Origin of the sequence: Domibacillus antri, assembly GCF_001936625.1 — a bacterium.
GTDB classification, from domain to species: domain Bacteria; phylum Bacillota; class Bacilli; order Bacillales; family Domibacillaceae; genus Domibacillus; species Domibacillus antri.
The window spans coordinates 333,589-348,381 of sequence record NZ_MSDU01000008.1; the positions used below are offsets into that span (position 1 = coordinate 333,589).

The following is a 14,793-nucleotide window of genomic DNA, read 5'->3' on the forward strand; positions in this document are numbered from 1 at the left end:
TCTTTACACTTATATTTACATAAAATAAACGATATGACAAGCTAAATTTACAATAGAAAGAAGTGTGAAGGATGTACTTTGACTATGCTGCCACCTCACCAATGCGAAAAGAAGCACTGGCCGTTTATTTAGAAGCTGCACAGCATTTCCCGGGAAATACCTCAAGTCCTCATGATGAGGGATCAAAAGCAAATTTTCTTTTACAGCGCTGCCGCGGGAAAATCGCTCAAAAAGCCGGTGTCTGTACAGACGGCATTTATTTTACCGGCAGCGGAACGGAAGGGAATGTGCTGGCGATTTTATCGATGGCCCGCAACCGAAAAGGGAAACATATTATCACTTCCATGGCCGAGCATACATCGGTCCATTCAGCCATGACACTGCTGGAGATGGAGGGGTTTGACATAACAAGACTGCCGTTGAATGAAAAAGGCATTGTGTCCGCAGAGGATGTTCAAAAATCAATCCGGCCGGATACCGTGTTGATTTCCATTCAGCATGTTAATCCTGAAATCGGCACTATTCAGCCGGTTGAAAAAGTGGCCATCATGGCAAAGGATCACGGGGTGCTCTTTCATACAGACTGTGTCCAGTCATTTGGAAAACTGGATGTCACCAATATTAAAGCGGACGCCATGACATTCTCTGCGCATAAAATGGGTGGACCAAAAGGATGCGGTGCGGTTTATTTATCTCCCTACACCTCTGTTACACCTGTCTTTCCCGGCATGACACATGAAAAAGGAATAAGAGGGGGGACAGTTGATACACCCGCTGTTGCAGCATTTGCAGAAGCCGCTCAATTGTCTGTTGATTTGGAACGGCTTTCATTTTTGCGTCATCTATTGAAAAAAGAATTGGAAGGAACGATGTGCAGATGGATTGAAGCAGATGAAGCGCAGCAGTTTCCCGGCGTGATCGGCATGTGCATTCCCGGTATCGAAGGACAGCTTATTATGCTCACATTAAATGCGAAAAACATATACATTTCGACCGGAAGCGCCTGTGATACATCCGCCGCAGCCGGAACGAAAGCCGCACTGGCCATGGGGATGACAATGGAGGAAGCACGCCAATTTTTTCGCATTTCACTCAGCATGGAGACGACTGAAGACGAAGTGGCCGCACTGGCCGCTGCACTCTCACATGCCGCGGAGCATGCGGTTATGCTATGATACATAGTGGAGGGATTACGCATGACAGAAAAAAAGAAACGGACCGGGGAAGAGCGGCGCACATTGCTTTTAGACTGGCTTCAAAATGAAAAAAGACCGCTTACCGGAAGCGAGCTTGCTGAAAAAGCCGGTGTAAGCCGGCAGGTGATCGTTGGCGACATCACATTACTGAAAGCGCGGGGCAACCCTATTATGGCGACAAGTCAGGGATACATCTATTTAGAAAAACAGACTGAAACAGCATGTGAACGAATTATTGCATGCGTTCATCCACCTGAAAAGACAGAAGAAGAGCTCCTGCTGCTTGTCGATCTTGGCGTACTCGTGAAAGACGTTAAAATTGAACATCCTGTTTACGGTGATTTGACCGCTTCCATTATGGTATCAAACCGTAAAGAAGCGCTGCGTTTTTTTGAACGTATTCATGAAACAAACGCCGCTTATTTATCCGAATTAACAGGCGGTGTTCATTTGCATACGATTTCTGCTAAAGATGAAGAAACGCTCAATGAGGCAGAGCAGGTATTAAAAGAAGCTGGACTGCTGCTCGAGTAACCTAAACAGGAAAAGACTGCCTATATTTCGGCAGTCTTTTTTAGACTTTATTCTTTGCTTGTCCCACTTCATATCCATAATAGCTTCCAAGGACCTGTACTTTACAGCCGAGTGCTTCCATTTCAGCAAAAGCACCGGGCACGAGCACATCATCAATGCGCTGTGCGACATCAATAATGAAAAAGTAGTTGCCAAGACCCGTTTTTAACGGACGCGATTCAATTTTCGCGAGATTCAAATTACGCCAGGCGAACGTCGCCAGCACCTGATGAAGCGTACCTGGACGATCCGTTGGGAGCGTAACGACAATCGTCGTTTTCCCGCCCGTTTTTGGTAAAGGAAATGTTAATTCTTCGTGCGTTTTCGACAGAACAAGAAAACGTGTATGATTGAAATTGTAATCATGAATGTCTGCCTGCGCCATGAACAATCCGTATTCTTCAGCAGACAATGAATTCGCAATAGCTGCTATACACTGTTCCGGATGCTCGCTTACATATTTCGCTGCTGCAGCTGTAGAAGTCATTTGCTGGTACGGAACACCATAAAATTCGCGGTTCAAAAATTTATGACATTGTGCAATCGCATGCGGATGCGACAGCACACGTCCTGCGTCTTTCCAGTGATCCGCATGATCCGGATGCACGAGCAAATGCTGTTGAATCGGTGCGGTTAGTTCACCGACAATGGTCAAATCGGCTTCATGGAAAAGGTGATCGATCGTCATATTGACTGTGCCTTCCAGCGCATTTTCAATAGGCACAACAGCTAGATCCGCCCTTCCATCCAGCACAAAATCCATACATTCCGGGATTGTTACACAAGGAATACGTTCATCGTCCGGAAACGCATCCGACACAGCGATATCAGTAAACGTCGCTGCAGGTCCTAAAAAAGCAATTTTTCTCAAGCCATTCACTCCAGTCTCTATTGAAACAAATTAAGCACCCGATCCGAGCACTTCCACTGTATCAACAAATTCAAGCTTTTTCAGCCGGGCTAACAGTTCATCCAGCCCCAATTTCATATCCGTTACATTTAAAGAAAGCGTTACGTTCGCGCGGCCCTGCAGCGGAATCGTCTGATGGATCGTCAGTACGTTTCCTCCGCAGCCGGCCACAACAGCAAGCAGTTCAGACAGGGTGCCGGACCGGTCTTCCAGATGAAAAAACAGCGTAATGATCCGTTCTTTGACAATTGTATGAAAAGGAAATACAGTATCGCGATATTTGTAAAAAGCACTCCGGCTCAAATCAACTTTTTGCACCGCTTCCCACACTGAATCCGCTTTTTTACGCTCAATTAATTCTTTTGCATCAAGCGTTTTCTTCATTGCTTCCGGAAGCACGTCTTCGCGCACAAGGTAAAATTTTTCATTTTGTTCTTTCTTTCCCACGTCCATCCCCCATTTTCCAAACCGCCTGCGTCAGCCGTTATTCTACAAATTCAAATTCATAATCTAAAAGACGTACAACATCACCGTTCTCTGCACCGCGTTCGCGAAGTGCTTCATCAACCCCCATCGAACGAAGCTGACGCGCAAACCGGTGAATCGATGCTTCACGCGTAAAGTCCGTCATTTTAAACAGCTTCTCGATTTTGCTGCCCGTTAATTCAAACGCACCGTCAGGCCCGCGGGAAATAACAAATTCTGCTGCCTGCTTTTCGTGACGGTACATGACGCGGTTTACAGAGAGATCTTCTTCTTCATGGTCAAGCGGGAATTCCGGCGTTTCATCTACCTTATCGGCAATGGCAAATAACAAATCACGCAAACCGCTCCGTGTTAAAGCGGAAATTGGGAAAATAACCGCATTTTCATCCACTTTTTTCTTAAACTCCACCAGATTTTCTTCCGCTTCCGGCATGTCCATTTTATTGGCAACAATAATTTCCGGCCGTTCCGTTAAACGGAGGTTGTATTCTTTCAATTCATTGTTAATCGTAACATAATCTTCGTACGGATCGCGCCCCTCCATACCGGACATATCCAGCACATGAACGATGACACGCGTACGCTCAATATGGCGTAAAAATTGGTGCCCCAGTCCTGTTCCTTCGTGGGCGCCCTCAATAAGCCCCGGAAGGTCCGCCATAACAAAGCTTCGGCCGTCTTCCGTCTCGACCATACCGAGATTTGGCACAAGTGTCGTAAAATGATAGGCCGCAATTTTTGGTTTTGCTGCTGTAACGACGGATAGAAGTGTGGACTTCCCGACACTTGGAAAGCCGACAAGCCCGACGTCGGCAAGCAATTTCAATTCAAGCGTAACATTGCGTTCAATACCAGGTTCCCCGTTTTCAGAAATCTCCGGTGCCGGATTTGCCGGCGTCGCAAAGCGGCTGTTGCCGCGTCCGCCGCGTCCGCCGCGGGCAATAACCGCCTGCTGTCCGTGTTCTACTAAGTCGGCAATCACTTCACCTGTATCATCGTCTGTCACGACTGTTCCGGGCGGCACTTTGACAATCATATCTTTGGCATTTTTACCATGCATGTTTTTGCTCATTCCGTGTTCGCCGCGCGGTGCTTTAAAATGCCGCTGATAGCGGAAATCCATCAGCGTCCGCAGTCCTTCTTCCACTTCAAATACAACATTCGCTCCATTGCCGCCATCACCGCCGGCTGGACCGCCGTTTGGCACGTATTTTTCACGGCGGAAGGCAACCATCCCGTTCCCGCCGTCGCCGCCTTTTACATATATTTTGACCTGATCTACAAACATATTGTTCTTTTCCTCCTAAAAATTCACTTCCATTAGTATATCCTGATCATCTGATTTCATGACCTTGCCGCACACTTCATCAGGCTGAAGCAATTGATTGATCCGTTCCATTAACAGAGAGCGGTCGAAAAGCTCACCGTCCCATTCAATTCGTACCATCAGACGGCCGTCTTTTTCCGCAAAACCGGTATATAAATTTTGGCCGCTATAGTCTGAGATGTGCCGTTCGAGCAGTGAAAACAATGATTGAAAAAAGCCGGTCACCATTTCATCGTCCACTTTCTCAATGACCATCTCATCGTCTATTTCAAATTCAAGCAGGAATTTATGCTTCTCCCAGTTAAACGTGATAAACATCTCCGCCATCCCTGGCATGCCAAGATTGCACAGTTTCGACTCCTGCACAGCTTTGACAATAATATGATCAGCTGCACGGGCAGCCTCATCTATTTTATTTAAAGCAAGAAAACCTTTAATCAGCTGTATATCATTCATCCAGTCATGCCGCGCATGACGGAGTGCTTCTATGGCGGTCCATTTTTTCTCTCTCACCTGCAAATGTGCACCTCCCGTGTCCAGACAACAAATTCCTTTCTGTTAGTATAGCAGAAAAATTTACAGTTTGGACCGGAAAGATGGCGGGCCATACATAAAAAAACGGAGGCGTTCCGAAAGGTTGACTTTCAGAACGCCTCCATCCGTAATCCGCTTATTGAGCAGCAGGATATACACTTACTTTTTTACGATCGCGTCCAACGCGCTCGAAACGAACGATACCGTCTACTTTCGCAAACAATGTATCATCGCCGCCGCGTCCTACGTTTTCACCCGGGTGAATTTTCGTACCGCGTTGACGGTAAAGGATAGAACCACCTGTTACGAACTGGCCGTCAGCACGTTTAGCGCCGAGGCGTTTCGACTCAGAGTCACGTCCGTTCTTTGTAGAACCTACCCCTTTTTTGGATGCGAAAAATTGAAGATCCAATTTCAACAACATGTTTTTCACCTCCTATAGGAAGTTTATTTGAATATACTCTCCGTGGCTTTCTTCAATTGTCTTCAGTGAAATGATCATGCCTTCGAGCAATAGCTGAATCTGGCTCCGCTTGTCCTCCGGCAGTTCATCCGGCACCTCGCAATAAAGCAGCCCGCCGTCTTCACCAAGCTCAATATGAGGGGTGATGCCGGTCAGTGCTTCCACTGCGTTAATCGCACCAAATGAAACAGCCGAAGCGCCAGCGCAGACGAGGTCTTTGCCGCTTTCATCGTAGCCTGCATGGCCCTTCATCGTAAACGACTGAATCAAGCCCGATTCGTCTTTGTTTACATCAACATAAATCATTCAATCATCGCCTTACGCGTTGATTTTTTCAATGACTACTTTTGTGTAAGGCTGACGGTGTCCTTGCTTTCTGCGGTAGTTTTTCTTAGCTTTAAATTTGAAAACGATGATTTTCTTCGCGCGTCCTTGCTTTTCAACCTTCGCCGTTACAGTTGCGCCTTCTACGACCGGGCTGCCGACTTTCACGTTGTCGCCGCCAACGAAAAGAACTTTATCAAAAGTGACAGAATCACCATCTTGAGCGTTCAATTTTTCGATGTAGATTGCTTGACCTTCTTCAACTTTGATCTGCTTGCCGCCTGTTTCAATAATTGCGTACATTTCTGCACCTCCCTGTTTACTCAGACTCGCCACGTACCAGGTGATCCGGAGATACTTGAACCTGCTGTGTGCGGTTGTAGCACGGGTGCTACAAACAATAACATATGAATTCTATCACTTTCAATTCACTGTGTCAATCGTTATTTTCAATGATCTCATCCACCCTTTTCTTTCCTTGAAAAAAATGCGTTAACAGTTCATATTCAGTGATGTTCACTCTCCGGTCTACCATGAAAAGATGTGTCCGGTTCCGGTGTAATTGACGAACAGTTTCCATTAACAGCTGGCGGCTGCCTGTGTGAATATGAAGCATTCTAAGCTGCACCGGTTCGTAAAACCGCGCCGTCAAAAAGCGGATAAACATATACTCCTTTTCTTTCCACATGGTCAAAAGCTGAACGGTAATATACGATACGGTCAGCAGCAGCTGCAAGTAAAACGGAAGAACATAAATCGCCGCTCCAAAAAGACAGACAAGCATGAAAAAAGAGCAGTGAATGGCCATCCTGTAAGCGTCATAATAAGGACGGACAGCGGATAATAGCAGCAGGATCATTTTTCCACCGTCAAGCGGCAACACAGGGAGTAAATTAAAGAGAAGTATGAGGACATTCAACTGAATTAACAATGAATAAACGTCCGGTTCGACCACTCCGGTGTGCAATAAACAAAAGAACGCCGCCGCGAGCGGCATATGCATAAAAGGACCGGACAGGACGACGAGCCATTCTTCAGCAAGCGGCCGTCCTGCATGTTCATTTGTTTCCAGTTTCCCTCCAAACGGCAGAAACTCTATTTTAACAATCCGCCAGCCGCAAAATTTGGCCGCCGCTGCATGGCCGAGTTCGTGAACGAAAATGATAGTTAATAAACAGAGCGCTTCCGCAAACATCCCGACAGCAGCCGCCAAAGCACCCATCAGCCATGTAAGAGGATGAATTCTAATCAATCTCGTCTGCTCCCATTCGTTGCTTTGAGATGACCTGTCCATTTTTCCGCCTCGTGATATGCACGGATTCCTTTGCCGGCTCCCCGATCACCGCTCCTTCGTCCACTTTTTCAAACAATCCAAAATCGTTAACATACACCCCATCGATTTCCGTTTCACTTCCGTCATTATGCTGCAGAACAATTGAATGATCGTCCTTGTTAATCCGCACAACCATTCCCGCCCTTTCTGCTTTAAGTGTGTGGGACACGTTCACTGGCGTAATTGCTCCATCCGGCTGCCCATGCAATGAAGGCAAAAGCGCACCGAGATGGCGTTCATATACATAAGCGGTGCGGGCAAATGTGAAATCACCGGTAAATAAATAATAAACTGCCGGCTGATCCCGATTTACATAAACCAATAAATATAGAAGGGCTGCCCCGGCAATTTTTCGTTTCACGATCACCACTCCTGCTTTTTTTTATTTGTATGCACAGGCACAAGCAAATACGAAAAAAAAACCGCTTCAATAAGCGGTTTTTTTTTATGATCGGCCCATGCCGATAAAGCGTTTGAATTTCGTAAGGAATGTTTCTTTTTCCTGATCCAGCTGCTGCAGCGGGACGGATTCACCTAAAATACGGCGTGCAATATTGCGGTAAGCAATCGAAGCGCGATTGTTTGGATTGTGTGCAACCGGCTCGCCGTTATGAGATGATTTAATGACTTCATCATCGTCAGCAACAATGCCAATCAATTCAATGGACAAATGAGCGGCCACTTCATCCACATCGAGCATATCGCCTTCTTTCACCATGTGATTGCGAATGCGGTTCACGATCAATTTCGGCGGCGCCATGCCCTCTTCCTTTTCAAGTAAGCCGATGACCCGATCCGCATCACGCACAGATGATTTTTCAGGCGTGGTGACGACAATGGCATGATCCGCTCCGGCAACCGCGTTTTTGTATCCCTGCTCAATACCTGCAGGACAATCTATTAAAATATAATCGTAATCTTGCTTCAGCTCATCAATTAATTTTTTCATCTGCTCCGGTGTCACAGCTGACTTATCCGTTGTTTGTGCAGCCGGAAGCAAATAAAGCAGGTCGTTAAAACGCTTGTCTTTAACGAGAGCCTGATGTGTTTTGCATCGCTCTTCGACAACGTCGACAAGATCATAAATAATCCGATTTTCAAGCCCCATAACTACATCGAGGTTGCGAAGGCCGATGTCGGTATCTACTAGGCACACTTTTTTTTCCTGCAGCGCGAGCGCTGTTCCGAGATTGGCAGTTGTTGTCGTTTTGCCGACACCACCTTTTCCGGAAGTAATGACGATTGCTTCACCCACTTCAAAAGCCCCCTTTAAACGTCGATATGTCAGGCCGCAAATATTTCAATACTTGCAGCCGGTCAATGACAAGTTGATCCGCTTCGTTAATAAAAGCGCATTCAGATTCTGTTATTTCTTCTTCATCATAACGGTCAGGCGACCTCGTCAAATGACTGCTGATGCGCAGCTGGGACGGCATCATTTTCGCCGCCGTAATGACGGCCTGTTTGTTTCCGTAGCAGCCGGCATGTGCAACACCTTTTAATGCGCCCATCACAAAAATGCTGCCGCCGGCCATCACTGTACCGCCCGGATTTACATCACCGATCAACAACAGATCACCCGGCACTTCAAGTACCTGTCCGGAACGAATTCGGCCCACAAAGGACACAATTTCATTTTCCTCTTTCCAGCGTACCGCTTCCTCAATGGTCATCACATTCGATTTTATCTCTTCAACGACGAGATGACGCCGCTGGCGGATTAAACTTTTTAATGCTTCTTTCTCGTCTTCAGTCACATAGCGATTCCCTGTCTGAACGGAGACGGTAATAAGCGCCCCCTGTCCGTCTTTCGTAACGGCATCGAGCTTTTCTGTCAATTCTTCTATTAATTCATTATACGCACACTTATCATTCAATTGAAGAGTCAGGCCATCTTTCGTCCCTTTGATGACTACGTTTTGCCCTGTTTTCATAGCAAGTATCCCACCTCTGTACGTCTCATTATTCGACAGAACGGTGCCCATTTCCTTTTTTAAAGGATCAGCCGAATATGTTTTTTAATTTTTGAAAAGCATTTCGGAGCGGAATGGCGAACAGGATATAAAAAATCGCATTTAATGCAAGTGTCGGCCATAGCCGCATAAAGACAAACTGCTCAAATGAAGCTTCTGACCGCTGAACAAGCACATTCAGTCCGTATATAATCATTTCAAGCAGCGCAATGTCAAACAGCACGATGATGAAGAAAATGACTAGCGTGCTATGCAGCCATTTCGTCAATTTCGACGTGATGTAGACAATCAGCGGCAGGAAGAACATATAAGCACCCAATAGTCCTGTATAGAACATATCAAATAAAAATCCGAATAAGAAGCCATACTTAATTGCTGTGTTCCGGTCAAAGAAAACGGACATAAATAACAGTCCGATTAAAAAGAAACGCGGTACCGGCACGTATATCCCGTTAAACGCATTTTCCGGAAAAAAAACCATAAAGACACTGTCACTATAAAAAAGGGCAATCATTAAAAGAGGAAGAAGTCCTTTTTTCACAGCGCTTCCTCCTCAATGACTACTTGCTGGCGATCTTCTTCTGGAAGCACTTTTGTCATGGCCCGTTTGGATACCATCACGTGTTCAAGATCATAAAAACTGGCTGCCGGTTCCACAAGTGCGGTTTGGGTCAACCCGAATTCATCCGGTACAAGCTCTGTTACTTTTCCTATAACAAGACCTTTCGGAAAAACACCTCCGAGTCCGGATGTGGTGACGGTCTGCCCTTTTGCTACGTTCGAATCAGACGGAATTTTTGTCATTTTCAGCATTTTTTTCTCTTCGTCATATCCTTCAATCAGCCCATAAATAGCCGCATCCGCCTGAATAATCGCAGACACACGGTTTTGCGGATCATGCGCTGACAGCAGCTGTACCGTTGAGGTAAATTTAGAGGTGCTTTTCACTTTGCCGACGAGTCCGCTGGCTGTGATAACGGCCATATCCGGTTCGATGCCGGATGATTCCCCTTGATCGATCGTAATTAATTCATACCAGCGATCGGGATTTCGGGCAATAACTGTTGCCTGCACCGGCTCGTAATCTGCTAAACTTTCTTCCTTTTCCAGCACTTTCCGCAGCTCCGCATTGTCTTTTTTCAGCCGGGTGACATCACTTTCAAGCTGGGCCAGTTCATCTAAATGGGTTCGCAGTTTTTCATTTTCTTCATATGTATTCCGCAGCCGGCGGATATCATCAAAAAACTGTTCCACTGCACCGGCCGGTTTTGATACGATATTTTGTCCAAAGCCGGTCACATCTTTTACAAATTTTTCAGGCCAAGTAATGTTAGCGCGGTCGCGAAGGGAAAAGCCAATCAATGCCACAAGAATAATGATGCTGCCAAGTAAAATGATTAATCGCTTGTTTGTAAAAAATTGCGGCATGAAATCCACCTCAGTTTTCTAAGCATTCAAAACGGTGAGGCAGGTTCAGTGCGCACCGGCACAGCCGATTAGAGCGCGGAGAACCGGCCTCATTGACGAAATTTATTTATTTTTAAACAAATGAATGTGATCCAGTGCAAGGCCTGTACCGACAGCCACACAGTCAAGCGGGTTTTCCGCAATAATAACCGGCATATTCGTTTCTTTGCTGATCACTTTATCAAGGTTGCGAAGGAGTGCACCGCCGCCTGTTAACACAATGCCCCGATCCATAATATCCGCAGCAAGTTCCGGCGGGGTTTTTTCAAGCGTGCCTTTCACCGTATCCACAATTGCATAAACTGTATCTCTCAATGCATCGGCAATTTCCTGCGCTGTAATTTCAATCGTTTTCGGAAGGCCTGTCAACAAATCACGTCCGCGGATTTCCATGTTCGGAATATCCTCCACTTCACCCGCTGAACCAATTTCCATTTTAATCATTTCCGCGGTACGGTCACCGATTAACAAATTATACTGCTTGCGGATGTAAGCGATAATCGCATCATCCATTTCATCACCGGCGACGCGGAGTGATTCACTTGTCACAATGCCGCCGAGTGAAATAATCGCCACTTCTGTCGTACCGCCGCCGATATCCACCACCATGCTGCCTGTCGGTTCCCAGACAGGTAAATTTGCCCCAATTGCCGCTGCAAACGGCTCTTCAATCGGATAGGCGTCGCGGGCACCGGCTTGACGTGTCGCATCAATAACGGCGCGTCTTTCAACAGCTGTAATACCGGATGGTACGCATACCATAACATACGGCTTGCTTGATAGAAAGCCAGTAGAGCCTTTTGTTGCCTGTTTAATATAATATTTAATCATTGTGGCCGTTGTTTCGTAGTCGGCAATAACGCCGTCTTTCATCGGACGCGTCGCAATTATATTGCCTGGTGTTCTTCCGATCATGTTTCTTGCATCGTTTCCAACTGCAACAATCTGCTTTGTATCGGTCTGTAATGCGACAACGGAAGGTTCACGAACGATGATCCCTTTCCCTTTCGCATAAACAAGTGTATTCGCTGTTCCAAGGTCAATGCCTAAATCACGGCTCCCAATTCCAAACATGTAGTGTATCTCCCTTTCCTCAATCGATCCTTTTTATCGTGATCATTTCCCTATTAATGGTCGTTAAAATAGTGTGAATCGTTTCTCAAAAACCATAACTTATATTATAGCGGAACGAAAAAAAAAATCATAGCGTTATAAATAACCTTTTTCTTTCAAACTGACAAATTTTTTCTCACCAATAATAAGGTGGTCAAGCACGTCAATTCCAAGAATTTTTCCGCATTCGACAAGCCGTTTCGTCACATCGATGTCTTCGCGGCTCGGGGCGGGATCGCCGGACGGGTGATTATGCAGGCAGACGATGGAGGCGGCAGATCGTCTGAATGCCTCTTTGAAAACTTCACGCGGATGCACGATGCTGGCGTTCAAACTGCCAATAAACAGCGTCTGCTTATGCATCACCTGGTTTTTTGTATTCAAGTATAAACAAACGAAATGCTCCTGGCTGAGAAACCGCATTTCTTCCATCATATAATTGGCGGCATCTTCCGGGGAACGAATCATAAAGCGGTCTTCATATTTCAGCCGGCCGAGACGGCGGCCAAGTTCAATGGCCGCCATGATCTGGACCGCTTTTGCACTGCCCACTCCTTTAATAGAAGTAATTTCTTCAAGGGACGCATCTTTCAGCAAACGCAGCCCTTCAAATTCATGTAATATGCGGTTGGATAGCTGAAGGACCGATTCCTGTTTCGTTCCGGTGCGGAGTAAAATGGCTAGAAGTTCATGATTTGAAAGACTGTGAGGCCCGGAAGCAATCATTCGCTCGCGCGGGCGGTCATGCGGGGGTACATCTCGAATCATCATGGGCTGGGCGGGTAAAATTGAATCATTTGTCAAAATAGGAGTCCCCTTTCATTTTGCAGGGGAAGAGAGGCCGCCTGTTAGGATTCCGAGACGTTTTAGATGACGGTACAGCGAGGAAAGCGGGAGACCGACAACCGTAAAATAGTCGCCATGCACCGCTTTTACAAACAGCGCGCCGGCGGATTGAATGCCGTAGCCGCCCGCTTTATCAAACGGTTCTCCCGTCTGGATGTAGGCGGCGATTTCTTCCCCGGTCAATTTCCAAAATTCAACATCGGTTTTTTCATGAAACATCACGGTTTCGTTCGCTGTGATAATGGCAACACCTGTGTAAACGGAGTGAACAGTTCCGGAGAGCGACGCAATCATCGCCGCTGCTTCTGACGCATCAGCCGGTTTGCCAAGAATGCGCCCGTCCTGAACGACAACGGTGTCTGCACCGATGACAGCAGCATCCGGATAATGGGCAAAAACAGCTTCTGCTTTACGGAGCGCAAGCTGTTCAACAGCATCAGAAGGCTCCGTTCCCGGTGAAATGGTTTCGTCTGCATCTGCAGCGTGTACGGTAAACGGAATCAACACTTGAGAAAGCAATTCTTTTCTGCGGGGTGATGATGAAGCAAGTATAATGCTGGTCAAAGAGGATCACCTTTCTGTATAGGGATAGGGAGAATACGAAACCATCATACCAAATTTCAGAAAGTGCAACAATAAAAACCTGCCGGAAGCAGGCAGGTTATGGGGACATCGCTTCTTTTAATTGATCGAGCCGCTTTTCCGGATCCGATTCTTCCTTAAACTTCTTTTCGTCACTATCTGTCATCGAAGCGGTCACTTCTTTCACATATACGTTTGTTCCTTTTTCCTCTATACGTTGTGACGCCTGCTCCGCTTCACTTTTAGAACCAAAAGCACCATATAAAAGCATGTACTGTCCGCCAACCGGGATAACGGAAGCTGTCATCTGCTTTGCTTTTGCAGCTTCCATGCCTTTCAGCGCCGATTCCTCTGTTGAGAAAAGACCTCCTTGTATGACCGACACGCTCACGTCTGCCTTTTTCGTTTCCTGTACAGGTGCCTCGCTGACAGCAGCCTCAGCCGGCTTTTCATCCGGAACATTCACAGCGCGGATCATCGTCACGCCAAATATTGTCCCGGTAATAAGTGCCGACACGATAATAGCCGCTCCTGCAGCCGGCCGAATCAGCGATTTTTTTTTCGGCAAAGGAGCAGGCGTTTCTTCACCGGGCAGCTGCCAGACAAGAACATCGCTGTTATGGTTTGACCAGTCCGGCTCGTCCATATTCATCCCTCCCGTTTTTTTATTATGTATACGATTTTCGTCCATAAAAAAGAACAGAACGGAGCGTCCTGTTTTATTATCTGTGTACGAATAAGATGTTCATAGCCATAGAGGAAAAGCGTCTTTGCTTTCTCTAAATAGACGCCGTTAAAAAAATGTGAGATACCAGTTGATGATTCCGACGCCGTGAAAATAAGCGGCCATCGCCGCCAAGGCAATTGAAGGTCCGAACGGCATTGGTTTACCCGGCTTGACGATACCAAACATCATGAAAACAAGTCCCGCTGCAGCGCCAATAAGACATGACAAAAAGAATGTCAGCAGTACAAGCTTTGTCCCCATTGCAAATCCAAGAACGGCAAACAATTTAATATCTCCTCCGCCCATGCCGCCTTTTGATAGGACAGCAACAAGCAAAAGCAGCATAAATGCGGCCGCTGCGCCTGCAAGCGAATCCCACCACGGTGTGAGCGGCTGTATGAAGCGAGCGATCACAAACAAAACGAAAAAAACACATAAAATTTTATCCGGGATCAGCATATACGCAAGATCGGACACGACAATAATGACAAGCATTGAAATCAGGATCAAAGCGATAAACAATTCCACCGTGAAACCGAAAGAAAGGAACGCATACATAAATAACAGCCCCGTCAACAGCTCTATTAACGGGTAAATAGGAGGGATAGGAGCCCCGCATTTGCGGCATTTCCCTTTCAGCATCAAATAGGAAACGACCGGAATCAAATCCGGAGCTGTCAATTGCCGGCCGCACAGCGGGCATGCGCTGCGCGGCTTCACAATCGAATGACCGGACGGAACCCGGAGACCTACAACATTATAAAATGAGCCCAAGACGAGACCATACAGGAACATAAGCACATGCATCATATTTGTACGGCTGGTCCAGTTCCAGCTGAGGCTGTTTCACTCTTTAGTATGTTCACTTCTGATGGAGTGCCTTCTATCCTGTGTAACATCGATTCCTTCCTCCTGACTCATCAAACAATTCTTTCTATC

At 46.5% G+C, this 14,793-nt stretch carries 20 protein-coding genes and 1 other annotated feature; of the genes, 2 read left to right on the forward strand and 18 right to left on the reverse strand.

What is annotated here, in order from left to right; all coding sequences use genetic code 11:
- Positions 1–71 precede the first annotated feature (71 nt).
- Together BTO30_RS05830 and BTO30_RS05835 are read left to right on the forward strand one after the other, a co-directional pair.
- Positions 72–1,175: a cysteine desulfurase family protein gene (locus tag BTO30_RS05830; RefSeq protein WP_075397768.1), complete on the forward strand. Its 1,104-nt coding sequence runs from the start codon at positions 72–74 to the stop codon at positions 1,173–1,175.
- 21 nt (positions 1,176–1,196) lie between these two features.
- The gene (locus BTO30_RS05835) at positions 1,197–1,730 is read left to right on the forward strand and encodes a transcription repressor NadR (protein WP_075397769.1); all 534 of its coding nucleotides are present in this window, start codon (positions 1,197–1,199) and stop codon (positions 1,728–1,730) included.
- A gap of 40 nt (positions 1,731–1,770) precedes the next feature.
- Here BTO30_RS05835 and pheA read toward each other — a convergent pair whose 3' ends face one another.
- The 18 genes from pheA to BTO30_RS05925 all read right to left on the reverse strand — a co-directional run bounded on the left by pheA (position 1,771) and on the right by BTO30_RS05925 (position 14,661).
- Complete coding sequence (pheA, locus tag BTO30_RS05840; protein WP_075397770.1) at positions 1,771–2,640, reverse strand: prephenate dehydratase; 870 nt, start codon at positions 2,638–2,640, stop codon at positions 1,771–1,773.
- 30 nt (positions 2,641–2,670) lie between these two features.
- Entirely contained in the window at positions 2,671–3,132 is a 462-nt protein-coding gene (locus tag BTO30_RS05845; RefSeq protein WP_075397771.1) for an ACT domain-containing protein, read from the reverse strand.
- A gap of 31 nt (positions 3,133–3,163) precedes the next feature.
- Positions 3,164–4,453, reverse strand: coding sequence for a GTPase ObgE (gene obgE, locus BTO30_RS05850; protein WP_075397772.1), 1,290 nt, complete (start codon positions 4,451–4,453; stop codon positions 3,164–3,166).
- Between the two features lie 15 nt (positions 4,454–4,468).
- On the reverse strand, positions 4,469–5,005 hold the full coding sequence (locus BTO30_RS05855; RefSeq protein WP_245796352.1) for a Spo0B domain-containing protein: 537 nt from the start codon (positions 5,003–5,005) through the stop codon (positions 4,469–4,471).
- A gap of 157 nt (positions 5,006–5,162) precedes the next feature.
- Positions 5,163–5,447: a 50S ribosomal protein L27 gene (gene rpmA, locus BTO30_RS05860; protein WP_143331919.1), complete on the reverse strand. Its 285-nt coding sequence runs from the start codon at positions 5,445–5,447 to the stop codon at positions 5,163–5,165.
- Positions 5,448–5,462: 15 nt separating this feature from the next.
- Positions 5,463–5,795, reverse strand: a complete 333-nt coding sequence (locus BTO30_RS05865) for a ribosomal-processing cysteine protease Prp (protein ID WP_075397775.1) — start codon at positions 5,793–5,795, stop codon at positions 5,463–5,465.
- A 12-nt stretch (positions 5,796–5,807) separates the two neighbouring features.
- Complete coding sequence (rplU, locus tag BTO30_RS05870; RefSeq protein WP_075397776.1) at positions 5,808–6,116, reverse strand: 50S ribosomal protein L21; 309 nt, start codon at positions 6,114–6,116, stop codon at positions 5,808–5,810.
- A gap of 12 nt (positions 6,117–6,128) precedes the next feature.
- Positions 6,129–6,202 (reverse strand) — a sequence feature (ribosomal protein L21 leader region).
- Positions 6,203–6,249: 47 nt separating this feature from the next.
- A complete protein-coding gene (locus BTO30_RS05875; protein ID WP_143331916.1) occupies positions 6,250–7,107 on the reverse strand; it encodes a site-2 protease family protein in 858 nt (285 codons plus the stop codon).
- A complete protein-coding gene (locus tag BTO30_RS05880) occupies positions 7,058–7,507 on the reverse strand; it encodes a hypothetical protein (protein ID WP_075397778.1) in 450 nt (149 codons plus the stop codon). Before BTO30_RS05880 ends, BTO30_RS05875 begins: the two co-directional genes overlap by 50 nt.
- A gap of 84 nt (positions 7,508–7,591) precedes the next feature.
- A complete protein-coding gene (gene minD, locus BTO30_RS05885) occupies positions 7,592–8,401 on the reverse strand; it encodes a septum site-determining protein MinD (RefSeq protein ID WP_075397779.1) in 810 nt (269 codons plus the stop codon).
- Position 8,402: 1 nt separating this feature from the next.
- Complete coding sequence (gene minC / locus BTO30_RS05890; protein WP_075397780.1) at positions 8,403–9,080, reverse strand: septum site-determining protein MinC; 678 nt, start codon at positions 9,078–9,080, stop codon at positions 8,403–8,405.
- Positions 9,081–9,147: 67 nt separating this feature from the next.
- Positions 9,148–9,660: a rod shape-determining protein MreD gene (mreD, locus tag BTO30_RS05895; protein WP_075397781.1), complete on the reverse strand. Its 513-nt coding sequence runs from the start codon at positions 9,658–9,660 to the stop codon at positions 9,148–9,150.
- Positions 9,657–10,547: a rod shape-determining protein MreC gene (gene mreC, locus BTO30_RS05900; protein ID WP_075397782.1), complete on the reverse strand. Its 891-nt coding sequence runs from the start codon at positions 10,545–10,547 to the stop codon at positions 9,657–9,659. Before mreC ends, mreD begins: the two co-directional genes overlap by 4 nt.
- A gap of 102 nt (positions 10,548–10,649) precedes the next feature.
- The gene (locus BTO30_RS05905) at positions 10,650–11,660 is read right to left on the reverse strand and encodes a rod shape-determining protein (RefSeq protein ID WP_075397783.1); all 1,011 of its coding nucleotides are present in this window, start codon (positions 11,658–11,660) and stop codon (positions 10,650–10,652) included.
- 135 nt (positions 11,661–11,795) lie between these two features.
- Complete coding sequence (radC, locus tag BTO30_RS05910; RefSeq protein WP_211272824.1) at positions 11,796–12,467, reverse strand: RadC family protein; 672 nt, start codon at positions 12,465–12,467, stop codon at positions 11,796–11,798.
- A 51-nt stretch (positions 12,468–12,518) separates the two neighbouring features.
- Positions 12,519–13,109, reverse strand: a complete 591-nt coding sequence (locus BTO30_RS05915; protein ID WP_075397784.1) for a Maf family protein — start codon at positions 13,107–13,109, stop codon at positions 12,519–12,521.
- 97 nt (positions 13,110–13,206) lie between these two features.
- A complete protein-coding gene (locus BTO30_RS05920; RefSeq protein ID WP_075397785.1) occupies positions 13,207–13,773 on the reverse strand; it encodes an SPOR domain-containing protein in 567 nt (188 codons plus the stop codon).
- A gap of 147 nt (positions 13,774–13,920) precedes the next feature.
- Positions 13,921–14,661: a prepilin peptidase gene (locus tag BTO30_RS05925; protein ID WP_075397825.1), complete on the reverse strand. Its 741-nt coding sequence runs from the start codon at positions 14,659–14,661 to the stop codon at positions 13,921–13,923.
- Positions 14,662–14,793: the final 132 nt, after the last annotated feature.